Source organism: Pseudomonas syringae (assembly GCF_021605415.1).
Classification (GTDB): Bacteria; Pseudomonadota; Gammaproteobacteria; order Pseudomonadales; family Pseudomonadaceae; genus Aquipseudomonas; species Aquipseudomonas syringae_S.
Genome location: NZ_WKEQ01000014.1, coordinates 68,088 through 94,172, shown reverse-complemented (window position 1 = coordinate 94,172; position 26,085 = coordinate 68,088). Strand labels below are relative to the sequence as shown.

General features: G+C 59.1%; 20 protein-coding genes. 9 read left to right on the top strand and 11 right to left on the bottom strand.

Annotation, left to right across the window (positions count from 1 at the left end; genetic code table 11):
• Positions 1 to 36 precede the first annotated feature (36 nt).
• From GIW69_RS12665 to GIW69_RS12635, 7 genes are all read left to right on the top strand, one after another.
• Positions 37 to 699 carry an amino acid ABC transporter permease gene (locus GIW69_RS12665; RefSeq protein ID WP_236482961.1) on the top strand — a complete coding sequence of 221 codons (663 nt, stop codon included), beginning with the start codon at positions 37 to 39 and terminating at the stop codon, positions 697 to 699.
• 9 nt (positions 700 to 708) lie between these two features.
• Entirely contained in the window at positions 709 to 1,371 is a 663-nt protein-coding gene (locus tag GIW69_RS12660) for an amino acid ABC transporter permease (RefSeq protein WP_236482959.1), read from the top strand.
• Positions 1,368 to 2,165 carry an amino acid ABC transporter ATP-binding protein gene (locus GIW69_RS12655; RefSeq protein WP_236482957.1) on the top strand — a complete coding sequence of 266 codons (798 nt, stop codon included), beginning with the start codon at positions 1,368 to 1,370 and terminating at the stop codon, positions 2,163 to 2,165. The genes GIW69_RS12660 and GIW69_RS12655 overlap by 4 nt, the downstream gene beginning before the upstream one ends.
• A gap of 32 nt (positions 2,166 to 2,197) precedes the next feature.
• Entirely contained in the window at positions 2,198 to 2,587 is a 390-nt protein-coding gene (locus tag GIW69_RS12650; protein WP_236482955.1) for a RidA family protein, read from the top strand.
• A 137-nt stretch (positions 2,588 to 2,724) separates the two neighbouring features.
• The gene (locus tag GIW69_RS12645; RefSeq protein ID WP_236482953.1) at positions 2,725 to 3,489 is read left to right on the top strand and encodes an IclR family transcriptional regulator; all 765 of its coding nucleotides are present in this window, start codon (positions 2,725 to 2,727) and stop codon (positions 3,487 to 3,489) included.
• A gap of 39 nt (positions 3,490 to 3,528) precedes the next feature.
• A complete protein-coding gene (locus tag GIW69_RS12640; RefSeq protein ID WP_236482951.1) occupies positions 3,529 to 4,746 on the top strand; it encodes an amino acid deaminase in 1,218 nt (405 codons plus the stop codon).
• 152 nt (positions 4,747 to 4,898) lie between these two features.
• On the top strand, positions 4,899 to 5,831 hold the full coding sequence (locus tag GIW69_RS12635) for a sugar kinase (protein WP_236482949.1): 933 nt from the start codon (positions 4,899 to 4,901) through the stop codon (positions 5,829 to 5,831).
• Between the two features lie 126 nt (positions 5,832 to 5,957).
• Here the strand turns inward: GIW69_RS12635 and GIW69_RS12630 are convergent, their stop codons facing one another.
• Complete coding sequence (locus GIW69_RS12630) at positions 5,958 to 6,233, bottom strand: peptidylprolyl isomerase (RefSeq protein WP_236482947.1); 276 nt, start codon at positions 6,231 to 6,233, stop codon at positions 5,958 to 5,960.
• Between the two features lie 52 nt (positions 6,234 to 6,285).
• On the bottom strand, positions 6,286 to 8,823 hold the full coding sequence (locus GIW69_RS12625; protein WP_236482945.1) for a PAS domain S-box protein: 2,538 nt from the start codon (positions 8,821 to 8,823) through the stop codon (positions 6,286 to 6,288).
• A gap of 131 nt (positions 8,824 to 8,954) precedes the next feature.
• Here GIW69_RS12625 and GIW69_RS12620 point away from each other — a divergent pair, with 131 nt between their 5' ends.
• Both GIW69_RS12620 and GIW69_RS12615 read left to right on the top strand, forming a co-directional pair.
• Positions 8,955 to 10,067, top strand: a complete 1,113-nt coding sequence (locus tag GIW69_RS12620) for a PilT/PilU family type 4a pilus ATPase (RefSeq protein WP_236483005.1) — start codon at positions 8,955 to 8,957, stop codon at positions 10,065 to 10,067.
• 125 nt (positions 10,068 to 10,192) lie between these two features.
• On the top strand, positions 10,193 to 13,978 hold the full coding sequence (locus GIW69_RS12615) for a hypothetical protein (RefSeq protein ID WP_236482943.1): 3,786 nt from the start codon (positions 10,193 to 10,195) through the stop codon (positions 13,976 to 13,978).
• Between the two features lie 10 nt (positions 13,979 to 13,988).
• Here GIW69_RS12615 and GIW69_RS12610 read toward each other — a convergent pair whose 3' ends face one another.
• From GIW69_RS12610 to GIW69_RS12570, 9 genes are all read right to left on the bottom strand, one after another.
• On the bottom strand, positions 13,989 to 15,944 hold the full coding sequence (locus GIW69_RS12610; protein WP_236482941.1) for an acetoacetate--CoA ligase: 1,956 nt from the start codon (positions 15,942 to 15,944) through the stop codon (positions 13,989 to 13,991).
• A 135-nt stretch (positions 15,945 to 16,079) separates the two neighbouring features.
• Positions 16,080 to 16,853, bottom strand: a complete 774-nt coding sequence (locus GIW69_RS12605; protein ID WP_236482939.1) for a 3-hydroxybutyrate dehydrogenase — start codon at positions 16,851 to 16,853, stop codon at positions 16,080 to 16,082.
• A gap of 7 nt (positions 16,854 to 16,860) precedes the next feature.
• Positions 16,861 to 18,252, bottom strand: coding sequence for a GntP family permease (locus tag GIW69_RS12600; RefSeq protein WP_236482937.1), 1,392 nt, complete (start codon positions 18,250 to 18,252; stop codon positions 16,861 to 16,863).
• Positions 18,253 to 18,531: 279 nt separating this feature from the next.
• Positions 18,532 to 19,947 carry a sigma 54-interacting transcriptional regulator gene (locus tag GIW69_RS12595; RefSeq protein ID WP_236482935.1) on the bottom strand — a complete coding sequence of 472 codons (1,416 nt, stop codon included), beginning with the start codon at positions 19,945 to 19,947 and terminating at the stop codon, positions 18,532 to 18,534.
• Positions 19,948 to 20,100: 153 nt separating this feature from the next.
• Entirely contained in the window at positions 20,101 to 21,675 is a 1,575-nt protein-coding gene (locus tag GIW69_RS12590) for an ABC transporter ATP-binding protein (protein WP_236482933.1), read from the bottom strand.
• Positions 21,676 to 21,686: 11 nt separating this feature from the next.
• Complete coding sequence (locus GIW69_RS12585) at positions 21,687 to 22,709, bottom strand: ABC transporter permease (RefSeq protein WP_236482931.1); 1,023 nt, start codon at positions 22,707 to 22,709, stop codon at positions 21,687 to 21,689.
• Positions 22,709 to 23,767, bottom strand: a complete 1,059-nt coding sequence (locus GIW69_RS12580; RefSeq protein ID WP_236482929.1) for a microcin C ABC transporter permease YejB — start codon at positions 23,765 to 23,767, stop codon at positions 22,709 to 22,711. The genes GIW69_RS12585 and GIW69_RS12580 overlap by 1 nt, the downstream gene beginning before the upstream one ends.
• Positions 23,767 to 25,635, bottom strand: a complete 1,869-nt coding sequence (locus tag GIW69_RS12575; RefSeq protein ID WP_236482928.1) for an extracellular solute-binding protein — start codon at positions 25,633 to 25,635, stop codon at positions 23,767 to 23,769. Before GIW69_RS12575 ends, GIW69_RS12580 begins: the two co-directional genes overlap by 1 nt.
• A gap of 132 nt (positions 25,636 to 25,767) precedes the next feature.
• Positions 25,768 to 26,049 (bottom strand): peptidylprolyl isomerase, encoded by a 282-nt coding sequence (locus tag GIW69_RS12570; RefSeq protein ID WP_160058220.1) that lies wholly within the window; start codon positions 26,047 to 26,049, stop codon positions 25,768 to 25,770.
• Positions 26,050 to 26,085 lie beyond the last annotated feature (36 nt).

Sequence of the window (26,085 nt, the reverse complement as noted above, 5' to 3'; positions counted from 1 at the left end):
GGCGATTCGGTCGCCCCGCTCAAGGTACTGCCGACCATGAATTATCAGTTGAACTTTGCCGCCGTCTGGCGCGATTTCGACACGCTGCTGGCGGGGCTCGGTCTGGGTCTGCAGCTGGCGTTGCTGTCGATCGCCATCGGTTGCGTGATCGGCCTGCTGATGGCGTTTGCCTTGTTGTCGAAGCATCGCGCCTTGCGGGTGCTGGCATCGGTGTACGTTACGGTGATCCGTAACACGCCGATTCTGGTGTTGATTCTGTTGATCTACTTCGCCTTGCCGAGTCTGGGGATTCGGCTGGACAAAATTCCATCGTTCATCATCACGTTGTCTCTGTATGCCGGCGCTTACCTGACCGAAGTGTTCCGTGGCGGATTGCTGAGCATTCCGAAAGGCCAGCGTGAAGCGGGTCTGGCCATCGGCTTGGGTGAGTGGCAAGTGAAAGCCTATGTGACCGTGCCGGTGATGCTGCGCAACGTGTTGCCGGCGCTGTCGAACAATTTCATTTCGCTGTTTAAGGACACCTCGCTGGCGGCGGCAATTGCCGTGCCTGAGCTGACCTATTACGCGCGCAAGATCAACGTGGAAAGCTACCGGGTAATTGAAACCTGGCTGGTCACCACGGCGCTCTATGTCGCGGCCTGTTACCTCATTGCCATGCTGCTGCGTTACCTCGAGCAGCGTCTGGCGATCCGCCGATAGGAGGCTGCGATGTACGAATCTCCCAGTTGGTTGCATGAGTTGTGGGTGGCGCGGGAAGTCCTGTTCCAGGGCTTTCTGACCAGTGTTCAAGTATCGGCGCTGGCGATTCTGTTCGGCACGGTGCTCGGTGTCGTTACCGGTCTGGTGCTGACCTATGGCAAGTTCTGGATGCGCGCGCCGTTTCGTCTTTACGTTGACGTGATTCGCGGCACGCCGGTGTTTGTGCTGGTGCTCGCGTGCTTTTACATGGCACCGGCGCTGGGCTGGCAGATCAGCGCGTTTCAGGCGGGAGCATTGGGACTGACACTGTTTTGCGGTTCTCACGTTGCTGAAATCGTGCGTGGTGCGTTGCAGGCATTGCCGCGTGGGCAAATGGAAGCGGGCAAGGCGATTGGCCTGACGTTCTATCAGTCGCTTGGCTACGTGCTATTGCCCCAGGCGTTGCGGCAGATCCTGCCGACCTGGGTCAATTCGTCGACCGAAATCGTCAAGGCCTCGACTCTGCTGTCGGTGATCGGCGTGGCCGAGTTGCTGCTCAGCACGCAGCAGATCATCGCCCGGACGTTTATGACTCTGGAGTTTTATCTGTTCGCCGGTTTTCTGTTCTTCGTCATCAACTACGGCATCGAATTACTCGGCCGGCACATTGAAAAGCGGGTGGCTTTGCCATGACTCAAGCACCAGTTTCGAACATCATCAACGGCCAGCCGCTGCTGGACATCCGTGGTCTGCACAAGCAGTACGGCGAAGTCGAAGTGCTCAAGGGTGTCGACCTGAGCATGCAACGCGGCAACGTCGTCACGCTGATTGGTTCCAGCGGCTCGGGCAAAACCACGCTGTTGCGTTGCGTCAACATGCTCGAAGAGTTTCAGGGCGGGCAGATCCTGCTCGACGGTGAATCCATCGGCTACGACGAAACCAACGGCAAACGCGTGCGCCACGCCGAAAAAGTCATTGCTCGTCATCGTGCGATGACCGGGATGGCGTTCCAGCAATTTAATCTGTTCCCGCATCTCAGCGCGTTGCAGAACGTCACTTTGGGTTTGCTCAAAGTGAAGAAGATGCGCAAGGACGAGGCCGTGGCGCTCGCCGAAAAATGGCTGGAACGCGTCGGCCTGCTGGAGCGGCGCAATCACTTTCCCGGTCAGTTGTCCGGTGGGCAGCAACAGCGCGTGGCAATTGCCCGGGCCATTGCGATGAACCCGAGCCTGATGCTGTTCGACGAAGTCACTTCGGCGCTCGACCCGGAACTGGTGGGCGAAGTGCTCAACGTGATCAAGGGTCTGGCCGACGAGGGCATGACCATGTTGCTGGTGACCCACGAAATGCGCTTCGCGTTTGAGGTCTCAGACAAAATCGTTTTCATGAATCAGGGGCGCATCGAAGAGCAGGGGCCTCCCAAGGAGCTGTTTGAGCGTCCGCAATCGCCGCGGCTGGCGGAGTTTCTCAAAAGCACGCGGTTCTGAATTTTTCACTTTTTTCATCTGGAGAAACACCCATGAGCATTACCCGTTACGGCACCGGCAGCACTGCCGCAGGCGGCCAGCCTCGTCCATTTGCTCGCGCAGTCGAAGCGGATGGCTGGTTGCACGTGTCCGGTCAGGTGCCGGCAGTGGACGGCGAGATTATTGTTGGCGGCATCGTCGAGCAGACCCACCAGACCATGAAGAATCTGATCGCGATTCTCGAAGAAGCCGGTTATGGGCTGGAAGATGTGGTGCGTGCCGGGGTGTGGCTGGAGGATCCGCGTGATTTCAGTAGCTTCAACAAGGTCTTTGGCGAGTATTTCAAGCCGGAACACGCCCCGGCCCGGGCCTGTGTGCAGGCGAACATGATGGTCGATTGCAAGGTTGAGATCGACTGCATCGCCTACAAGAAAAAGGCCTGATGCAGGTAATGATCGTTCCCACGCTCTGCGTCAGATTCGCGAGCGGAACGCGGAGCGTCCCTGGCGGCATTCCCACGCGGAGCATGGGAACGATCGATAGCGGTAAAGCCCCGGCACTTTAATGGGAATCCAATGAAATGACCGAAGACACCATCAAACGCCGGGCCCGTGGTCTGGATCGGGCGTTCGATATCCTCGATTTCCTCAAGGAAATCGGCCAGCCCCTGCGCCCGAACGACATTGCCAGCGGCATCGGTAGCCCCAAATCCACCGTCTACGAATTGGTAGCGTCGTTGCTCGAACGCAGGATTCTCGAACCGGTGGGCAAAGACGGGCATGTCTATCTGGGCCGTCAGTTGTACTTTCTCGGTCAGGCGCATTTGCGTCACTTCGACCTGACTCGCGAGGCCGATCACGCCTTGCAGGAGATCGTCAGCCAGACCCATGAAACGGCACAGATGTGCCTGCTCAACGGGCGTAAATACACCGTGGCGTTGATGAAGGAAGGTGAGCGGCATTTCCGCATTTCATCCGACATCGGCGAAAATGCGCCCATTCCATGGACGGCGTCCGGTCGGTTGCTGCTCGCGCATTTGAGCGACCAACAGATCATCGACCTGATCGACGAGAACGATTACATCCTGCCCGACGGTGAACGCCTGCCGCTTGAAACGTTTCTGGGGCAGATTCGTCAAGCCGGCATCGATGGCTTTTTCTCCTTCGACAGCGTTGCCGACACCTTCACCCATTGCTTCGCCGCCCCGGTCAAAGACCCCAACGGCATCGCCATTTGCACGTTGTGCATCGTCGCCCCGCGTGCCGATGCGAAAAATAATTACGACGACTATCGCCGGGTCTTGATCGAGAGCGCCAACAGCCTTGCCCGACGTATCAACGAATAATCGCGGGCGCTTGCGGGCGCGCGCATGAGGAGTTCGACCATGTCTACTGCCATCAACACCGCTGCCGTTGAAAAAGGCGATGCCGCCATCGGCGCCCAACTGGTTCGCGACGTCAGCCTGCCGGCGCTGGTACTGCACCGTGAAGCGCTGGAGCACAACATCCGCTGGATGCAGAAATTCGTCAGCGACAGCGGCGCCGAACTCGCACCCCACGGCAAGACCAGCATGACGCCGGCGCTGTTCCGTCGTCAGCTTGACGCCGGCGCCTGGGGCATCACGCTGGCCTGCGCGACCCAGACCCGCGCGGCTTACGCCCACGGAGTACGCCGGGTGCTGATGGCCAACCAACTGGTCGGCACGCCGAACATGGCATTGATTGCCGACCTGCTCAGCGACCCGACCTTCGAATTCCACTGCATGGTCGATCACCCGGACAACGTCGCCGAGCTTGGCGCTTATTTCGCGTCCCGTGGCGTGCGGCTGAACGTGATGATCGAGTACGGCGTGGTCGGTGGCCGTTGCGGTTGCCGCAGTGAAGACGAAGTCATCGAATTGGCAAAAGCCATCGCCGCCCAGCCGGCGCTGGCCCTGACCGGTATCGAAGGGTACGAAGGCGTGATCCACGGCGATCAAGCGGTCAGCGGCATTCGTGAATTCGCCGCTTCTCTGGTGCGTCTCGCCGTGCGGTTGCAGGACAGCGGCGCCTTCGCCATCGGCAAACCGATCATCACGGCATCCGGTTCGGCCTGGTACGACCTGATCGCTGAATCATTCGAAGCGCAAAACGCCGCTGGGCGTTTCCTCAGTGTGCTGCGTCCGGGCAGTTACGTGGCCCACGACCATGGCATCTACAAAGAAGCGCAATGCTGCGTGCTCGACCGTCGCAGCGATTTGCACGAAGGTCTGCGGCCTGCGCTGGAAGTCTGGGCGCACGTGCAGTCGCTGCCGGAGCCGGGTTTTGCGGTGATTGCACTGGGCAAACGCGACGTGGCGTACGACGCCGGTCTGCCGGTGCCGCTGCTGCGCTACAGAGCGGGCGTGGTGCCGGCGCTGGGCGATGACGTCGGCGCGTGCACGGTCACGGCGGTGATGGATCAGCATGCGTTCATGACCGTGGCCGCAGGTGTCGATTTGCGTGTCGGCGACATCATCGCCTTCGGCACTTCGCACCCGTGCCTGACGTTCGATAAGTGGCGGGTGGGGCTGCTGGTGGATGAGCAGTTGTCGGTGATCGAGCGCATGGAAACCTGTTTCTAGGCGTTAACCGAGTAGCGCCTATCGCTGGCAAGTCAGCTCCCACCGGGATCGTGTTTTTTACAGATATTGTGTTTCAACATTGAATCCTGTGGGAGCTGGCTTGCCAGCGATGAGGCCGGTTCAGACACGAAGAATTCACAGAGAAACACTTCATGAACACCCTCAGCCCACTGGGCCCCGACACCCCGCGCATCGCTCTGATCGGCGAATGCATGATCGAGCTACAGCACCGCGCGGACGGCAGTCTGCAACAGAGCTTCGGCGGCGATACGTTGAACACGGCTGTGTACCTGTCCCGCGCGATGGGCGACACCGCGCAAGTCGATTACGTCACAGCGTTGGGCGATGACAGCTTCAGCGATGCCATGTGCCGCAGTTGGGCAGAAGAAGGCATCGGCCTGGAGCGGGTGCAACGTTTGCCTGGTCGCTTGCCGGGTTTGTATTGCATACAAACCGACGCGGCAGGTGAGCGCCGCTTTCTTTACTGGCGCAACGAAGCGGCGGTGCGCGACTGCTTCACCACACCGGCCGCGACGCCGATCCTCGCTGCGCTGCCCGACTACGACGTGATCTATTTCAGCGGTATTACGCTGGCGGTACTGGGCGTGAAGGGTCGCGAGATTCTGATCCAGACCTTGATCGACGCCCGCGAGCGCGATGCACGTATCGTCTTCGATAACAACTACCGGCCACGGCTGTGGGCATCGGTCGACGAAGCCCGGGCGGCGTATCGCACTGTCTTGCCGTATGTGGATCTGGCTTTGCTGACGGTGGATGACGAGCAGGCGCTGTTTCATTTCGCTGACTGCGACGCGGTGTTCGAGGCGTATGCGCAGATCGGCACGCCGGAAGTGGTGCTCAAGCGCGGCGCCGAGGCCTGTCTGATCCGCTGTGAGGGCGAGTCATTTGAAGTGCCCGCGCACACGGTTGAAAAGGTTGTGGACACCACGGCGGCGGGGGATTCGTTCAGTGCGGCGTATCTGGCGAGTCGGCTAAGTGGTGGCAGTCCGGCAGAAGCCGCTCAGGCCGGGCATCTGTTGGCCAGTCGGGTTATCCAGATGCCTGGGGCGCTGATTCCAAGATAGGCGTTGGATGGCCGGTTGCTGCGCAATCGGTTCGCGGGCAAGCCCGGCCCCTACAGGATTCGTGTCGGGCACCTCGAATCCTGTGGCAGCTGGCTTGCCAGCGATGGGGCCCGAAGGCCAACCGCCTCAATCGCGGAAAAACACCTGCACCAAGTGATAACCGAACTTGCTTTTGATCGGCCCATGCACCGTCCGCAACGGCTTTTTGAAGATCACGGCATCAATCACGCCCACCATTTGCCCCGGCCGCACTTCCCCCAGATCGCCGCCGCGTTTGCCCGACGGGCACGTCGAATATTTCTTGGCCAGCACGTCAAACGCTTCGCCCTTGGCGATGCGTTGCTTGAGTTGTTCGGCCTCTTCGGCGGTTTTCACCAGAATGTGGCGGGCTTGGGCTTTCATCGAGCAAATACCTGATAGCGGGGTGACGGCGGGGCGGGGATTATGCCTTAACTCACCGTGTGTGGTTGATCATCGTACGAATCTTGTTGGCCAGCAGTTCAATGGAAAAGGGCTTGGCAACCATATCCATGCCGTCCTCGAGAAAGCCCTGACGCTCGGCGGCTTTCTGCGCGTAACCGGTCATGAACAACACTTTCAGGCCCGGCCGATGCTGACGTGCGATCTCCGCCAGTTGCCGGCCGTTCATGCCCGGCAGTCCGACGTCGGTCACCAACAGATCAACGCGCAACGCGGATTCGAGCAGGGGCAGGGCGTGGGTGGCATCCTGCGCTTCGTACGCCTGGTAACCCAGATTCTTGAGCAGATCGAGCACAAGCATGCGCACTGCCGGATCGTCCTCGACCACCACCACGCTTTCGCCTTCCATCGCACTCGGGGCCTGGCGGGACGGCGCGATGTCCGGCTGACACAACTCCTGCGTATGCAGGCGCGGCAGGTACAACCGCACGCACGTACCTTGATCCGGCAAGCTATCGAGACTGACATGTCCACCCGATTGCTGCGCGAAGCCGTAAATCATCGACAAACCCAGCCCCGTGCCCTGGCCGATCGGTTTGGTGGTGAAAAAAGGATCGAACGCCTTGGCCCGTACCGACGGTGTCATGCCGCTGCCGTTATCGCTGACGGCCAGCATCAAGTATTCGCCAGCTTCCACGGGCACCAGGCTGGTGATGTCGCTGCGGTCCAGATAAACATTCGCGGTTTCGATCAGCAGTTCGCCACCGTCGGGCATCGCATCGCGCGCGTTGATCACCAGGTTGAGCACGGCGTTCTCCAGTTGGCTAACGTCAGTGCTCACCGGCCACGCGACTTCGACAAGGCGCAGTTGCAGGTCGATCTCATCGCCCTTGGTGCGGCGGATCAAGTCCTCCAGCGAATGGATCAGTGCATTGACGTCAAGGGTCTTGCGATCCAGTGATTGACGCCGGGAGAAGGCCAGCAACCGATGAGTAAGGGCCGCTGCACGGTTGGCCGACGACACCGCCGCTTCGGTAAACCGTCCGATCTCATCGGCACGACCGTCGGCGATATAGCGCTGCATCAAATCAAGGCTGCCGATGATCCCGGTGAGCATGTTGTTGAAGTCGTGGGCGATGCCGCCGGTGAGCTGACCGACCGCTTCCATTTTCTGCGCATGGCGCAACGCATCTTCGGCACGTTCGCGTTCGAACATCTCGTTTTGCAGGCGTTGATTGGCCTGCGCGAGCTGCTCGGTGCGCGCGCTGACCCGCTCTTCAAGTGTTTCATTGAGGTTGCGCAAGGCTTCTTCGGTTTTCTTACGCTCGGTTTCGTCGATCACGAAGATGTAAAAACCATTGACCGCGCCGTCCGCGCCATGACGCGGCAAGTAGTTCATCAGCGCGTGGCGGGTGCTGCCATCGCGATGCGGGACGGACAAGCTGAACGAGCAAGGTCGCCCGGCAAGCGCTTCAGCAATGTACGGCAGGCGCAAGAAGTATCCTTCATCGCCGAGTACCTCACGGATTGAACGCCCATAAAGCTCTTGGGGCGTCTGGCCGTACCAGTCCAGATAAGCGGCGTTGTTCAGGCGAAAACGTTCTTCGCGATCAACGTAGCTGATGAGGATTGGCATGGCGTTGATGATCAACTGCAATTCGGTCTGGCTTTGGCGCAGCGCCTGCTCGGTGTGCTTGCGCTCAGTCAGATCCAGCGCCGCGCCGAGGAAGCGCACCGGCCGCCCATGGTGATCCTTGTAGCAGCGCCCACGGGCAAACACCCAGCGCAACTGTCCGTCGGCTTGCAGCAAGCGATATTCCTCGGCGTATTCGGTGCCTTGGCTGATGCAATGCTTGATGCTGCGGGTGACCATCGCCCGGTCTTCCGGGTGTACGCCGTGCAGGTATTCACTGATGGGCAACTGACCTGCAGATGCCGGGTCGACACCGTGCAACTGGGCGAAGTGCGCATCGGCAATGAACCGATCCTCACCGATGTCCCAGTCCCAGGTGCCGACAGCGTCGGTGGCGGCCAGCGCCAATTGCAGACGTTCTTCGGTTTGCTGTTGCGCCTTCAAGCTGGCTTCGGAGCGCCGCTGCAATTCCAGGGCGAAGCGTCGGCGCTCATTGGTTTCGATGGCCGTGACCAAAATGCCGGCGACGTCTGCGTTTTCATTGCGGATCGGGCTGTAGGTCAGATCGAGCCAGAAGTCGGATTCCTGGCCGTCGCGTTGAAAGGTAAAGCGTTGCTCGCTGTAAGTGCGCACCTGACCTTGTAGGACGGCGCTGTAAATAGGGTCGGTAAAGTCGCGAAGTTCCGGCCATATCTTGTGTGTTGGTTGTCCGAAACCGTGCGGATGCTTGTTGTCGGCAAGCAGCGCAAAGCCGTTGTTGTAGATTTGCGTCAACTCTGGGCCCCAGAGCAGCAACATCGGCATGGGCGAGTGAAGCACGATGTCGACCGCCGTGCGCAGGCTTTGCGGCCAGGTGCCAGCGGCGCCCAAAGGGCTGCGGCTCCAGTCCGTGCGGGCAATCAGCGTTTGGGCATCATCGGTGATCGGTACAGCACTCATTACATAAATCCTGAATTTCGGTCGGTGAGGCGGCGTCTACTATTGTTCAAAGCGGTAGACGCATGATGGCCCGTCGCGTCACGGCAACGGGCCATTTCTGTTCATTCAATGCTTCGCGGATGTTTTTTGCCATGGAAATCGATGCACTGCTCATACGCCTTGCCAGCGAACACGGCTCCGATCTGTTTCTTGCCACGGGCGCGCCACCCAGCGCACGCATCAACGGCGTTCTCACGGCGTTCAGCGACGAGCCATTCAAGCCTGGCGAAGTCGCTGCGATTGCCGCTTTCCTGATGGACGCCGAGCAGCGTCGGGAGTTCGACCGGGATCTGGAAATGAACCTGGCGATTTCCCGAACGGGCGTCGGCCGTTTCCGGCTCAACATCTTCAAACAACGCAACGACGTGTCGATTGTGATCCGCAACGTCAAACTCGACATCCCGCGTTTCGAGGACTTGAAACTGCCGCCGGTCTTGCTCAAGTCGGTGATGCTCAAGCAAGGGCTGATTCTGTTTGTCGGTGCCACCGACTCCGGCAAGTCGACCTCGCTGGCCGCGCTGATTGATCACCGCAATCGCCACAGCAGCGGGCACATCATCACCATCGAAGACCCCGTGGAATACATTCATCGGCACAGGCGCTCAATCATCAACCAGCGCGAAGTCGGGGTCGACACGCGCAGCTTTCACGCCGCGTTGAAAAACACCTTGCGTCAGGCGCCGGACGTAGTGCTGATCGGCGAAATACGTGACCGCGAAACCATGGAACATGCCCTGGCGTTTGCCGATACGGGCCACTTGGTGCTATCGACCCTGCATGCCAATAACGCCAATCAGGCACTGGATCGAATCCTCAATATGTTCCCGGAGGAGCGTCGCCCGCAGCTACTGCACGCACTGGGCAACAACCTGAAGGCGTTCATCTCGCAACGGCTGGTGCGTACGCTGGATGGCAAGCGGCGGGCAGCTGTGGAAGTCATGCTTGGCACGCCGACCATCGGCGATCTGATCCGGCGCAACGAGCTGGGCGAACTCAAGGGCATCATGGAAAAGTCTCGCGAGATCGGCATGCAAACCTTTGATGAAGCGCTTTTTGAACTGGTGGTTGAAGGCGCCATCGGTGAGGAGGAAGCATTGAAACATGCCGACTCGGTCAATAACTTGAAGTTGCGACTGAAGTTACAGCTCGATAACAATTCGCCGGACAACGCTTCGTCAGGTGATTGGGGGTTAGTGGACTCATAAGTTGCCGTTGTTCTAAGTGCAGTAACGCTGTCTCATAGATTGCTGCTGGCGAAGGTTTCAACCAAGTGTTCATTATTCACTCGTGTTGAAGCCGCCCGGCAAGTCAATGAATTGAGATTTAAACCATGAGCTCTACCCTTGCAGCAAAAGCCTTTCAGTCAACTTCTATCAGCCAGCAATTGCGTTTGAATGCACAGAAGTCAGACGCCATCGAACGACAAATGATTGTGCGCGAATTGAAAGCCGCAACAGCAAATCGCCCGGACGATCAACTTATCAATTGGGAGGAACATGACCTCGAATTACAAGCGGGCTCATCGTTGCACCAGGTTCATACACCCGGTCAGATCCTGCTGAACGAATTGTTGGCGACGGTTGCCGGCCAGAGCATGCTGACCCAGGAAAGTATTCAAAACCGTGGGCTGGCCTGTGTCAGTCACACTGGGGAATTCGAAGTGCTTGGCGCGGCGGGCTGGATCGACGTCGCCGCGTATTTCAGTTACGGCTCGGTCTATCCCGCTCGTTTGGCGGTATTGGTCGATATCGCCAAAGAGACCGGCGAAACACTGTGGTCGGTCAATGCCATTGATATACAGCAGTGGTTGAAGTTTCACGGCTTTGTGATTCCTCGGACAATCGCTGAGGGACGAAACATGATTGAGTTCATGCAGTGCGTTTTTCCGCAGGCCGATCGGTTCGGTAACTATTGGGGTCAGTTGTTTGCCGATGAGCAGGCATTGATTGTGTTGTCTGCAGAACAGCGTCAAGCCATCCGTCGTGTAACCACGACACTGTTACCGTTAAATAAAAAGTTGCTGGATGTTCTGTGTGTTGAAACAGCCGTGGCTATTATTACCCACGATAATGCCCGTGAGCGGTTACAACATTTAATCGAACATCCAGTTGCTCAGGGTTACGCCAGAAAATACCTTGCAGCATTGGACTGGTATGGCGCCGCAACCGAGGCCGACCTGTCGCCCCAGGAACTTGGGCAGGTGTTGATCACTGCCATTTTGCTGGATTTGAACCCCTTTATCGGCCAGGCCAAGGGCCGCACAAGTGTCGGCAGCTTCGACCTGTATTCGCCCACGTATGTCGAACGCCCCGCGTCAGTCGTGCGCGAAGATTTGCAAGCCTATTGCGTGGCCAATCAATGGGTATCACTCGGCGTCGCACCGTTGGCGACGCACCTGTTGCTGGCACGGATAGCCCCGGAGTTTCTGGTGAGGCAAGTGCCCACCGACCTGCTGCTCGGATCGGTGGGTTGGGTGGCATTCTGTAAAGCTGTCGCATTGGTAGATGCAGTGTCGTCGGGCGTTTCGCGTTTCATGACCTACGCGCAGATCATGGCTTACGCCGAGCTGGAGCCGGTCAGCCCGTCGCTCTCGCATATGCATGGCATGGCAATGATTGATCCGATCGTTGATTGGGCGCTGATCAATGGCGTGGAAACGAGGCAGGCACTGGCCGAAGACGAAAAAGCGGCCACCGAGCGCGCCATCGCGGCGTATCTGGCACATGCACAAAGCCTCAATCAGGTCGCAAGCGTATATGCCAGAGCGATACCGGATCGCCGGGCAATCGCGCTGGCAGCACTGAAAGATGAGGTTCCGGCCTGTGACATGCTGGAAGAGAAAGTGCTGTTTCAGAAACCCGGTCTCTACGCCTCGCCGTCGGCAATGTCGATGGTCGATCTGCACATGTCCGGCGATCTGACCGGGCAGCAGTGGGATTTCCGCCCCGTATGGCCTGACAGCACAACGCCGGATCTGAATGGCTCGATCAGCGGCCAAAACCGCCCCACGCTTCACGACCCTTCGGTCAAAAGCCTGTATACCCGCTATCCAGCCGTAAAGTGGCTCAAGGCCAACGACGATGAATTCCACCGTCAATTGCGCGAATACCTGGGTAATCTCGACAACGCGCTCACCACCAGTTTGAAGTTGGCGATTGCGCAAATGATTGCCTATGACCTGGAAGCATTTCTCAAAAGCGACATCACTTTTTTCACGCTGCGCGGCTCTGCAGCTGTCGTGCGCTCGACGCCGATCGGCGGGCCGTTGATCAGAGAGGAAATGGTCGAAAGCCAGCAAGGGCGAGACGCGGCAACCGGGCGATATGGCATCGTGATGTGTGCGACATACCGAGGCGTCGTTACCTGCTACGAGTTGTTCACGCTGCGTGGCGAAGCACGAAAAAACAGCGCGCTTGGGCAACTGATCGGACAGTCGGGAAAACTGCATGAGCCGTCGCGGATAGACTTCGACGGTGACGTGACGGTCAATGGCGCGCCGACGCCTCTGGAGCGGTTGCCGATCAATCTCAAGTGCTACACCCATGGCATCGCCGACCGTTTTTCGAGCGCGACAAGCATGGCCGTCATCGAGAAACTGGGCGTACTGCCGGCCCCGTCGACGCCATCGGTGGTACATCAAAGCGTTTATCGAAACGTCATGGATCCACAGGTTGCGCGCATGGCGCACTTCATCGTCAAACACCGACCCTTGATGAAATTTGATGAGCTCAAAGTTGCGGCTACCGATCCCACCGAGCTTGAACTTGAGCGCGACCGGGGCGAACGTACTGCAACCTACATCGTTGACCTTGCCGTGCCCTTCAAAAAATGCATCGAGGATATCGCGACAGGCGAACACGACCGGGTCGTCGACGGCGTTTACGGTTGTGTGATGGACGGTATTGCGTTGGCCGGTACGTTTGCCGGGGCGGCGGGCAAGGCGCTGAGCATTACTACAAAAACGGTGTCGACAATGTCCAAAGCCGCCAGCCTGGCCAGGCTCGCGATCGGTACGAGTCTGTCCGTTTTCAATCCTCTGGATGACATTCCAGCGGTGCTTCAAGGTGCGGGAAAAATGGTTTACAAGGGCGGATTGCGCTTTGGGCAACAGGCTCAGGACATGCTCGCCCTGGCCCGTTCCCAGCTGGATCACCTCAATGGCGGCCGTAAATCCTTGATCACTGCCGCTGACAGTGCGCACATCGGTCAGGGCAAGTGGACGCCTCACGGCAGCGCTGTCGATACGATGACCGTGCTGGCGGCGCGACGGGATTTTCAGTGGTATGCGCTGGATCGACACGGCAAACCGTGGGGCAAGACGCTGAACAATTTTACGTTTGTGTCGCCGGCGCGTTTTCCTCGGCCCGACAAGACGTTACCGGTCAGCTATACGCGAACGTTGATTGAACGTTGTCTGCCGGTGGCGCAAACGAAGATCGACAACGCAATCAGCGCCATGACACGTCACGATTTCGCCGAAGAGCGCAGATTCGTCATTCGGATGCTGATGGGCAGCAGCAGCGCCGATGTAACCGATCGCCTGCTCAAATACCTGAAACTCGTGAAAACCGATTTCGCCGGACTGTCCCTCAGCAACTTTTTGCTGGATCCGTTCAAGGACTCGGGCAGCATTGCCGCCTTCAACGTCGACCTCTATACCCAATGGAAAGCCAACGGCAATGACGTGGCGTTCATCGAAGTGTTTACGCCAAACCTCAACAGCCATTTCATGAGCCATGGGCTGAATAATGGGGTGGTGGCCGACGACCTGATTCATGAACTGTTCCATGGGATAACCAAGGAGTCCGATGTGGGCTATGCCAGTGATGCTCAGGTGGGTGGCGCCCAAGGGCAGAAGCTCGACGTTGCGCCATTGCTGAATCTGGCGACGGGATTTCTGCACATCACGGATGACGGCGCCACTCCGAACTACCATGCCAGTTCAAAAACCTTTGAAAACGCCGATTCCCTGGCGGTCACCGCGACGTTGTTGAGTCAGCTGTTTACCGACAAAAATGCTTATCTCGAAAACATGACGATCATGAGCCAGGCTGTTTCCGCCAACCGTAATCGCGCGATCACCTCGCCCGTGGTGATCACGCTCAACAAGGTTTGATCCAAACGCGCTAAACCGTGAGCTCCGGGCGGTCGCGATACTGTTCCAGCGCTTGCGGATTGGCGAGGGCGTCGGTGTTTTTCACCTTTTCCCCATGCACCACGTTGCGCACGGCGAGTTCGACGATTTTGCCGCTGAGGGTGCGCGGGATGTCCGTTACCGTGAGGATCTTCGCCGGCACATGCCGTGGCGTGGTGTTGGCGCGAATCACGTCACGGATGCGTTGCGCGAGGGTTTCGCTCAGTTCGACGCCTTCGCGCAACTTAACGAACAGCACCACGCGCACGTCATCCTGCCAGTGCTGACCGATGGCCACGCTATCGAGTACCTCGGCGACTTTTTCCACTTGGCGATAAATTTCCGCCGTGCCGATGCGCACACCGCCGGGGTTAAGCACGGCGTCCGAGCGGCCGTGGATCAGCATCGCGCCGTGGGGCAATTGTTCGGCGTAGTCGCCCTGGGCCCAGACACCCGGGAACAGGCTGAAATACGATTTGCGCAGTTTTTCGCCGTCGGGATCATTCCATAAGCCGACGGGCATCGCCGGGAAGTGACGCGTGCACACCAACTCGCCCTTTTCGCCGATCACCGGTTGGCCTGCATCGTTCCAGACTTCAACGGCCATCCCCAGGCTCTTGCCCATGTTTTCGCCACGACGCACCGGCGACATCGGGTTGCCGTTGACGAAGCAGGAAACGATGTCGGTGCCGCCGGACATCGACGCCAGGCAAACATCAGCTTTGAAGTCGCGATAGACAAAGTCGTAACTCTGCGGCGACAAGGCCGAACCGGTACACAGCAGGGTTTTCAGGCTGCTCAAGTCATGGCTGTCGCGAGGTTTGACGCCGCTGCTTTCCAGAGTCGCGAGGTATTTCGGACTGGTGCCGAACACGCTTACGCGCTCATCGTCGATCAGATCCAGCAAGCGCTCGTTGTCTGGATGAAACGGCGAACCGTCGTACAACACGATCGCGCTACCCACGGCCAGCGCCGAGACCAGCCAATTCCACATCATCCAGCCGCACGTCGTGTAATAGAACAAACGCTCGCCCGGGCCGAGATCAACGTGCAGGCCATGCTCCTTGACGTGCTGCAGCAAAACGCCGCCGGTGCTGTGGATGATGCACTTCGGCACGCCGGTGGTGCCGCTCGAATACAGCACGTACAGCGGATGGGCGAAGGGCACCGGGACAAAAAACGGTTCATCGCCGGGCTTGTAGAAGTCGTCCCACAGGCTGACGTCGGCATCGGTATGAAATGCAGCGGGCTGAACCCGGGGCTGTGCATAGGGCACGATGATCAGTTGTTGCAGTGACGGCAGTCGTTCAAGAATTTCGTTGATCTTGGCAATCTGGTCGATGTCCTTGCCGGCATAACGGTAACCGGCGCAGGTGATCAGCACTTTCGGTTCGATCTGGCCGAAACGGTCGATGACGCCCTGGGTGCCAAAGTCTGGGGAGGAACAGGACCAGACCGCGCCAAGACTGGTGGTGGCCAGCATTGCCACCAGGGTTTGCCACGTGTTGGGCATGCACGCGGCGACGCGATCACCGATACCGACGCCCGCTGCTTGAAGACTGGCCTGGAAACCGGCGACCTGCTGCGCAAGCTCGGCCCACGTCAATTGTTCGCGCTGACCGTTTTCGGCTACGGCGACCACGGCAACGGCGTCGTCGCGACGGCGCAGTAGATGTTCCGCAAAATTCAGCGTGGCCCCGGGAAACCATTCGGCGCTGGGCATTTGCGTGCCTTCACGCAAGACCGCATCGGGTTGGGTGTGGAAACGAATGTCGAAGAAATCGACGATGGCCTGCCAGAAAACGTCGCGTTGTTCGACGCTCCATTGGTGCAGGGCAGGGTAATCACCGAGATCCAGCGGGTGACGCTGATTGACGAAGCGCCGGAAGCTGTCCATGCGTGATTGTTCGATGCGTTCGGCATCGGGTTGCCAGAGGATGTCGGACATGGAATGGCCTCGTTGTCTTATAAGTGCACAGATAACCTGTAGGAGCGAGCCTGCTCGCGAAGCCGTCGGCACATTCGACACTCTAATCGACTGATACGCAGTCTTCGCGAGCAGGCTCGCTCCCACCGAGGATTTTTATTGTGCCAGCCAGCCGCCATCAATATTCCACGCCGCGCCACGCACTTGGCTACCGGCCTCGCTGCATAAAAACTGTACCAGTTCGCCCAGATGCGCCGGCGTGACGAACTCGAGCGACGGCTGTTTCTCGGCCAGCAAATCGTGCTGCGCCTGCTGCGGATCGATGCCACTGGCAATGCGATCATCGATCTGCTTTTGCACCAGCGGCGTCAGCACCCAGCCTGGGCAGATTGCATTGCAGGTGACATTGCTGGTAGCGGTTTCCAGGCCGACCACTTTGGTCAGCCCGATGACACCATGCTTGGCGGCGACGTAGGCCGCTTTGCCGGTCGAACCGACCTGGCCATGCACCGAAGCGATGTTGATGATCCGTCCCCAGCCCTTGGCTTTCATGCCTGGCAGGCTCAACCGCGTGCTGTGAAAAACCGAAGACAGGTTGATCGCAATGATCGAATCCCAACGCTCCACCGGAAAATCTTCAACGGCGGCAACGTGCTGGATGCCGGCGTTGTTGACCAGGATATCGACGCCACCGAATTCACGCTCGGCGTAGGTGATCATCTCGGCGATTTGCGCCGGGTCGCTGACGTCGGCGGGGTGGTGGCCGACCTTGCCGCCGAACTGTTGCACTTGCTTGATCACGGCGGACGCATCGCCGAAGCCATTGAGGATCAGGTTGGCGCCAGCCTTGGCCAGGCCGAGCGCGATGCCCAAGCCGATGCCGCTGGTGGAGCCGGTGACCAATGCGGTCTTGCCCGAAAGAGTCGTCATGAATACCTCACACAATGCCGGTGGCGTAGAAAGTAGCGATGACCACGAAAACCGCGAGGGTCTTGATCAGCGTAATACAGAAAATATCTTTGTAAGCTTCGCGATGGGTCAGGCCGGTGACCGCGAGCAGGGTAATGACGGCGCCGTTGTGCGGCAGGGTGTCCATGCCGCCGCTGGCCATGGCGGCCACGCGGTGCAGCACTTCCAATGGAATGTTGGCGGCGTTCGCCGCGTTGATGAACTGCTCGGACATCGCCGCCAGTGCGATGCTCATGCCGCCCGATGCGGAACCGGTGATGCCGGCCAGCAGCGTGACGGTGATCGCTTCATTGACCAGCGGATCGGGAATGCCTTTGAGCCAGTCGGCCAGGACCAGAAAACCCGGCAAGGAGGCGATCACCGCGCCGAAGCCGTACTCCGACGCCGTGTTCATCGCCGCCAGCAACGCGCCGCTGACGGCACTTTTGCTGCCCTCCGCGAGCTTGCTGCGAATCGCCCGGAAACCGAACGCCAGCACCATGAGGATGCCGACCAGCAGCGCTGCCTGAACAGCCCAGATGGCCGTGAGCTTGGCGATTTCCGTGGTAACCGGCGTGGTCATGCCCGGCAGCGCGAGGCTGTGGGTCTTGCCGTACCACTGCGGAATCCACTGGGTGAACAGCAAGTTCATGATGCCCACGGCCAGCAACGGCGAGAGGGCGATCCACGGGTTGGGCAGCGTGAGGTCTTCGGCGGTTTCCGGCTCGTTGCGCAGTTCGGTGCCGTAGCCTTCGCCCGCACGCTGCGCCTTATTGCGCTGGCGCTGGAGGAACAGCATGCCGGCGCAAAACACGAAGATCGTACCGATCACGCCCAGCCAGGGCGCCGCCCAGGCGGTGGTGTTGAAAAAAGTGCTGGGGATGATGTTCTGGATCTGTGGCGTGCCGGGCAGGGCGTCCATGGTGAACGAGAATGCACCGAGCGCAATCGTCGCCGGAATCAACCGTTTGGGAATGTTGCTCTGGCGGAACATCTCGGCGGCGAACGGATAAACCGCGAATACCACCACAAACAGCGACACGCCGCCGTAAGTGAGCAGGGCGCAGACAAGGACGATCACCAGCATCGCTTGGCGCGTACCGAGCAGGCGAATCGCCGCCGCAACGATTGAACGTGAGAAACCCGACAGCTCAATCAGCTTGCCGAACACGGCGCCGAGCAGGAACACCGGAAAGTACAGTTTGATGAAACCGACCATTTTCTCCATGAATACGCCCGTGAAGGCGGGCGCGACAGCGGAAGGGTCGGTAAGCAGCACAGCGCCGAGGGCGGCAATCGGGGCAAACAGGATGACGCTGTAGCCGCGATAGGCGGCGAGCATCAACAGCGCGAGGGCTGCCAAGGCAATGATCACACTCATGGTGTGTCTCCAGAGATTGTTATTTTTGTGATGGAACGGGTGTAGGCGGGAGGGATAGCGAGATGCGTGCCAAGTGTTTAAGTGATTGATTTATATAGTGTTAGTTTAGTGCTGCGAGTTTTGCAGTAATAATATGTCTCTTATTTGAGATTTTTTGCGGATGAAAAGATCGCAGCCTGCGACAGCTCCTGCAAAGTAAACGCGAATCCACCTGCGCTGCCGAAGGCTGCGGTCTTTTGACCTTAAAAAATGTTTCTATAAGTCGGGATTGGAGTCTCGCTATTGAGACTCAGCAATCCCCAATGCCACCATTTTCTTGTAGAGCGTCGACCGCCCAAGCCCCAACCGCTGCGCCGCTTCGATCACTTTCCCCCCACATTGCGCAAGCGTCGCCTGAATCAATTGCCGGTCAAAGCGTTCCCGCGCCTCGCTGAAAGTCTCGTGCGCCACGGGCTCAGACATTGGCACAGGCAACCGTTCCACCGGCAAAAACGTCCCGATCGCCGCGCGTATATCCTCCGCCGTCAGCATCACGTCATCACTGAGCAGCGCGGCGCGCTCCAGGACGTTGCGCAGTTCGCGAATATTCCCCGGCCAGGCGTGCTGCCCCAGCAGATCCAGTGCTGGCCGAGCCAGTTCATGCTGGCTGCGCAGTTCTTCGAGGATCGCTTCACTGAGCGCCGGCAGATCGTCCAGGCGCTCACGCAATGGCGGCACCTGGATCGGCAATACATTGAGTCGGTAGTACAAATCGGCGCGGAATTCGCCACGCTTGATCGCCGCTTCAAGGTCGGTGGACGTGGCGGCGATGACCCGCACATCGCTCTGGATCACTTCGTTGGAGCCCACCGGTTCGAACTCTTTCTCCTGCAACACCCGCAGCAACTTGCTCTGCAACGGCAGGGGCATGTCGCCGATTTCGTCGAGAAACAACGTGCCGCCCTGAGCGATTTGCAGCTTGCCGGTGCGGCCCTTGCGGTCGGCGCCGGTAAACGCGCCCGGTGCCGTGCCGAAAAATTCTGCTTCCAGCAACGCCTCGGGAATGGCGGCGCTGTTGATGCTGACGAACGCCTTGTGCGCTCGGGGCGACGCGCCATGGATGGCCTGGGCGAGCAGTTCTTTGCCGGTGCCGGTCTCGCCGAGCAGCAACACTGGAGAGTCGGCGCTGGCGCTACGGCGAGCGCGGCGTTTGACTTCCAGGCTCGCGGCGCTGGTGCCGATGAAGTGCGCGAAGTTGTATTTGGTCTGGCGAGCGCGCAACAGGGAGCGGGTCGAGGCCAATTCTTCCTGCATGCTCAGGTAACGCTTGAGCATGGGTGACAGGGAGCGCAACTCGTCGAACAGGGCGAAGCCGATGGCGCCGATCACGGCGCCGGCGTCGTCATGAATCGGCAGGCGCATCACCACCAGTGGCTCTTTGGGGGTGTCCTGCATATCCAGCAGGATCGGCCGGCCAGTGCGCACGACTTCGCGCAACAGGCTGCCGGGGATGACGCTTTCGCAAGGCTTGCCGATGGCGCCTGCGGCGTTATCCAGGCCAAAACGCCGGGCATAGCGCTCGTTCATCCAGACGATATTGGCGTCGCGATCGACAATGACCGTGCCTTCACTCGATTGCTCGATGATCTCGAACAGCGAACGGATCGCCAGCGTGCGAACCCGTTGGTAGTCCTTGAGGCTTTCGGTGGTGTTCATTGGCAAGCATCCAGGGTCGAATTCAAGGTCAAAAGATCGTCCGAACGCGGCCCGAGCCTGCGGCAGCTCCTACAGGGAAGAGGAGGTCCCTGTGGAAGCCGGGCTTGCCCGCGAAGGCCGCGACACGGTTTTGAATCATTACGCGCAGTATGCCTACCCCGGATGCGCCGCCGCCAACAGCTCTTTGGTGTACGGGTGCTGCGGCGCCTCGAATACGTTGTGGCTGGCACCTTGTTCGACCACTTTGCCGTCTTTGATCACAATCATGTCGTGGGCCAGGGCGCGCACCACGGCCAGGTCGTGGCTGATGAACAGGTAGGTCAGCCCGTGTTTTTCCTGAAGCTGGCGGAGCAGGGCGACCACTTGTTTCTGCACCGTGCGATCGAGCGCCGAGGTCGGTTCATCAAGCAGGATCAGCGCCGGTTTCAACACCAGGGCTCGGGCGATGGCGATGCGTTGACGCTGGCCACCGGAAAACTCGTGGGGATAGCGGTGTCGGCTGTCAGGGTCAAGACCGACTTCCTTCAGGACTTGAATCACTTGGGCGTTGCATTCTTCGGTCGTGCATTGAAAGTGCACTTCCAGGCCTTCGCTGATGATTTGCGCGACCGACATCCTCGGGCTGAGGCTGCCGAACGGATCCTGAAACACCACCTGCATCTGCCGCCGCCATGGGCGCAATTGCTTCTGGTTGAGGCCATCCAATGGTTCGCCCTGAAAGCGGATACTGCCTTCGGAGTCGAGCAAGCGCAGGATTGCTTGGCCCAGCGTCGACTTGCCCGAACCGGACTCGCCGACGATCCCAAGGGTCTTGCCACGCTGGATATTCAGGCTGATGCCGTCTACTGCCCGCAGTAATTGCTTGCGCTGGAACAAGCCGCCACCGACTACGAAATCCACGCGTAAATTGTCAACTTCGAGCACGTTCTCACGATCGTCCCGAGGCAGTGCTTCGCCTTCCGGTTCGGCATTGAGCAGCACACAGCTATAAGGGTGCTTCGGTTCGGTGAACAGCGTTTCGCACGGCGCCTGTTCAACGATTTCACCGGACTTCATCACACACACACGCTGGGCGATGCTGCGCACCAGATTGAGGTCGTGACTGATCAGCAGCAACGACATGCCGAGGCGTTGCTGCAGGGATTTGAGCAGCAGCAGAATCTTGCGCTGCACGGTGACGTCCAGTGCGGTGGTTGGCTCGTCGGCAATCAACAATTCCGGTTCGCACGCCAGCGCCATGGCGATCATCACCCGTTGCCGCTGGCCGCCGGAAAGTTGATGAGGATAAGCCTTGAGGCGCTCTTTGGGTTTCTGGATGCCGACTAGTTCGAGCAGTTCGAGGGTACGTTCTTGTGCAGCTTTACCGCCGAGCCCGCGATGCAGGAGCAGCGTTTCGCCGATCTGCTTGGCGATGGTATGTAGCGGATTGAGCGACGTCATCGGCTCCTGGAAGATCATCGCGATGCGGTTGCCACGCAGTTCGCGCAACGCCTTTGGATCGGCGCCGACCAGTTCCTGGCCACGGTAACGGATGCTTCCCGTGGTCTGGCTCTCGCCCTCGGGCAGCAATTGCAGGATCGAATGCGCGGTCACCGATTTGCCGGATCCCGATTCGCCCACCAGCGCCAGACACTCGCCCGGATGAATGTCCAGGCACAGATTGCGCACCACGGGGTGACCGTTGAAGGCGACACTCAGGTCGCGGATTTCGATGAGGTTCTCGGTCATGGCTTGTCCGTTCATGAGCGCGGATCAAAGGCGTCGCGCAAGGCTTCGCCAATGAACACCAGTAAGGAAAGAATCAGCGCCAGGGTGAAGAACGCCGTCAGGCCGAGCCATGGCGCTTGAAGATTCTGCTTGCCCTGGCCAATCAGCTCGCCGAGCGAAGCACTGCCGGCGGGCATGCCGAAACCAAGGAAATCCAACGCGGTGAGGGTGGAAATGGCGCCGGTCAAAATGAACGGCAGATAACTCAATGTGGCGTTCATGGCGTTGGGCAAGATGTGCCGGAAAATCACTTTGCGGTCGGTCAGGCCCAATGCCCGCGCGGCTTTGACGTATTCGAGATTGCGGCCGCGCAGAAACTCGGCGCGCACGACATCCACCAGCGCCAGCCACGAAAACAGCGCCATGATCCCCAGCAGCCACCAGAAATTTGGCTCGACGAAGCCCGACAGGATGATCAGCAGATACAGCACCGGCAACCCTGACCAGACTTCCAGCAGGCGCTGACCGATCAGGTCGACCCAGCCGCCGTAATAGCCTTGCAATGCACCGGCGGCGATGCCGATCAGCGCGCTGACAAACGTCAGCATCAGGGCGAACAGAATCGACACCCGCGCGCCGAAAATGACCCGTGCCAGCACATCTCGCGCCTGATCATCAGTGCCCAGCCAGTTGACGGACGATGGCGGACTGGGCGCCGGTTTGTTGAGGTCGTAATTGGGCGTGTCATCGCTGAACGGAATCGGCGGGAACAGCATCCAGCCACCGGCCTTGCGAATCAGATTCTGCACATAATCGCTGCGGTAATCGGCCTGGAATGGTAACTCCCCGCCAAATTCCTGCTCGGTATGGCGCTTGAACACAGGGAAATACAATTCATCCTGAAAACTCACGACGAGCGGTTTGTCATTGGCGATCAGTTCGCCGCCGAGCGTCAGGGCGAACAGGCCAATAAACAGCCACAACGACCACCAGCCCCGACGGTTTTTCTTGAAGCGTTCGAAGCGGCGACGGCCCAGCGGCGAGAACTTGAACATCAGGCGTTCCTCGCAGCGAAATCGATGCGCGGATCGACCAGGGTGTAGCAAAGGTCACCGACCAGTTTTATCAGCAGGCCAAACAGCGTGAAGATGAACAGCGAGCCGAATACCACCGGATAGTCGCGGGAGACGGCGGCTTCGTAACTCATGCGGCCGAGACCGTCGAGGGAAAAGATCACTTCGATCAGCAGCGAACCGGCAAAGAACACGCTGATGAATGCCTGCGGAATCCCCGACACCACCAGCAACATCGCATTGCGGAACACATGGCCGTACAACACGCGACGTTCGCTCATACCCTTGGCGCGGGCAGTCACCACGTATTGGCGGGTGATTTCATTGAGGAACGAGTTCTTCGTGAGGATGGTCAGGGTGGCGAAGCCGCCGATCACCAGTGCGGTAACTGGCAGCACCAGATGCCAGAAATAGTCGGTGATCTTGCCAAGCGTCGAGAGGGATTCGAAGTTGTCCGAGACCAGACCTCGCACAGGAAACCAGTTCAGCGACGTGCCGCCGGCAAACACCACGATCAGAAACATCGCGAACAGAAACGCCGGCATCGCATAGCCGATGATGATCGCCGTGCTGCTCCAGATGTCGAAATGACTGCCGTGGTGCACGGCTTTGCGGATGCCCAGCGGGATCGAGACTAGATAGGTGATCAGCGTCGCCCAGAGACCGAGGGAAATGGTCACCGGCATTTTTTCCAGGATCAGATCCGTCACCGTGGCACCGCGAAAGAAACTCTTGCCGAAGTCCAGTTGCGCGTAATTCTTCAGCATCAGCCATAGGCGTTCGTGAGCCGGTTTGTCGAAGCCATACTGTTTTTCGATGTCCTTGATCAGTTGCGGATCGAGACCACGGCTCGCCCGCGACGTGCTCATGGTTTCACCGGATCCGCCGCCGACACTGGCGCCACCGATGCCTTGCAGGTGCGCGATGGCCTGCTCGACCGGGCCACCCGGTGCGGCCTGGATGATGACGAAGTTCACCAGCAGAATGATGACCAGCGTCGGGATGATCAGCAGCAGCCGCCGCAGTATGTAAGTCCACATCAACGCGGCCCTCCGGGTCTGCCACGGCTGATTTTTTCAGCCGTCATCTGTTGATTGGTCAACGGCGTACTGCTGATTTCCCACCAGGTCTCGATGGCTTCATCGTTGCTCGCTTGTTCGGCGGGCATGCCGAAGCGATTCCACCAGACAGTGGAGGTGCCTGGCGGGTAGTAGTTGGGAATCCAGTAGTAGTTCCATTGCAGCACCCGATCCAGGGCGTGGGCGTAGCGCAGCATGTCGGGCTGGGTCGAGGCGCGGATCAGGCCGTTGATCAATGTGTCGACCGCCGGGTTTTTCAGCACCATGTAATTGTTGGCACCGGGGTCATTGGCCGATGCCGAACCGAAATAGTTAAGCAACTCGCCCCCGGGAGAGGTGGTCACCGGGTATCCCGTGACGATCATGTCGTAATCGCGGCTCATCAGGCGATTGACGTACTGCGATGAATCGATGCGACGAATGTTCAAGTCGATGCCGATCTGCTTGAGGGTGCGTTTGTAGGGCAACAACAAACGATCCATGCCGTTCTGGCTGACCAGAAACGTGAAGCTCAAAGGCTCGCCCTGAGCGTTGACCAGTTGATCGCCCTCGGGCTTCCAGCCTGCCTGCCCGAGCAATGCCAGCGCTTGCAGTTGTTTGTCGCGAATCACGCCGCTGCCATCGGTTTTTGGCGCTTGGAAGACCTGGGTAAAAACTTCATCGGGAATTTGTCCGCGCAACGGTTCCAGAATCTTCAGTTCTTGCGCGTCGGGCAGGTTGCGGGCAGCCAGGTCGGAATTGGAGAAGTAGCTTTGCTGGCGGATGTACAGATTGCGCATCATCTGCCGATTGCTCCATTCAAAATCCCAGAGCATGGCCAGCGCCTGACGGACACGGCGATCTGCAAACACCGGTTTCTGCAAGTTGAACACGAAGCCTTGCGCCGATTGGGGCGCTTGCGTAGCCAGGTGGGCCTTTTGCAGGCGACCGTCGCTCAACGCCGGGCTGTCGTAGCCGATGGAATAGCCGGTGGCGGAAAATTCACGGTTGTAGTCGTAGGCGCCGCCGCGCAGTACCTGGCGGGCGACGTCGGTGTCGCCGAAGTACTCGATGCTGAAATGATCGAAGTTGTAGAGGCCGCGACTGACCGGCAAATCCTTGCCCCACCAGTCAGCATTGCGTTCGAAGGTGATGCTGCGCCCGGAGTCGACCTTGCCGACACGGTACGGGCCGCTGCCCAGCGGTGGTTCATAGCCGCCACCTCCGGCGAAATCGCGATGCTTCCACCAATGTTGCGGAAAGACTGGCAGGGTGGCGATGTCCAGTGGCAATGTGCGGTTTTCGTTGCTTTTGAAATCGAAGCGCACGGTCAACGGTGCTTCCACTTCAACGCCTTTGACGTCGGCAAATTGGGTGCGATAACGCAGGCTGCCCTGGGTCATCAGCAAATCATAGGTGTAACGCACGTCTTCGGCGGTGATGGGCTGGCCGTCTGCGAAGCGCGCCTTGGGGTTGAGATAGAAACGCAGGGACAGGCCGTCATCGGAGCGCTCCATTTTCTGTGCGACCAGGCCGTAAACCGTGTAGGGCTCGTCCATCGAACGCTGGGCAAGGGGCGAATAGAGCATGCCGTCAATCTGGCTGACGCCGATGCCTTTGTCGATGTAAGGCAGAACGTGATCGAAATGGCCGATCTCGACGGCCGAACGACGCATCGTGCCGCCCTTGGGTGCCTGCGGGTTGGCGTAGGCAAAGTTGCTGAAGCCGTCAGGATACTTGGCCGGTTCGCCATAAACGGTGAGGGCGTGTTGCGGTATGGCGTCAACACCAGTGGCGGTCAGGAAAAGGACCACGGCAGTGAACATCAATGTCGGGAAAGCGAATCGCATTATCAGCCTTAACGCTGCAGGATCGGTAAACGCAACTTGTGCGCGAGCGGCGCATCGGTCGCCAGCCGTACATATCCGAAATACAACGGCCCACCAAAAGGCGGGCCGTTGGCAAGCAAGCCGGACGAGGGATCAGTCCTGGCGGCTGGTGACTTCCAGCAAGTGGTAGCCGAACTGGGTTTTCACCGGGCCTTGCACGACATTGATTGGCGCGCTGAACACCACGGTGTCGAATTCCTTGACCATTTGGCCAGGGCCGAACGAACCCAGATCACCGCCCTGACGGCTGGACGGGCAGGTGGAATTGGCCTTGGCCACGTCGGCGAAATCGGCGCCGCCTTCGATCTGGGCCTTGAGTTCGTTGCACTTGTCTTCGCTGGAAACCAGGATGTGGCGGGCAGTGGCTTTAGCCATGGGGAAATTCTCCAATCTATTTCAGTAAAGTGCTGA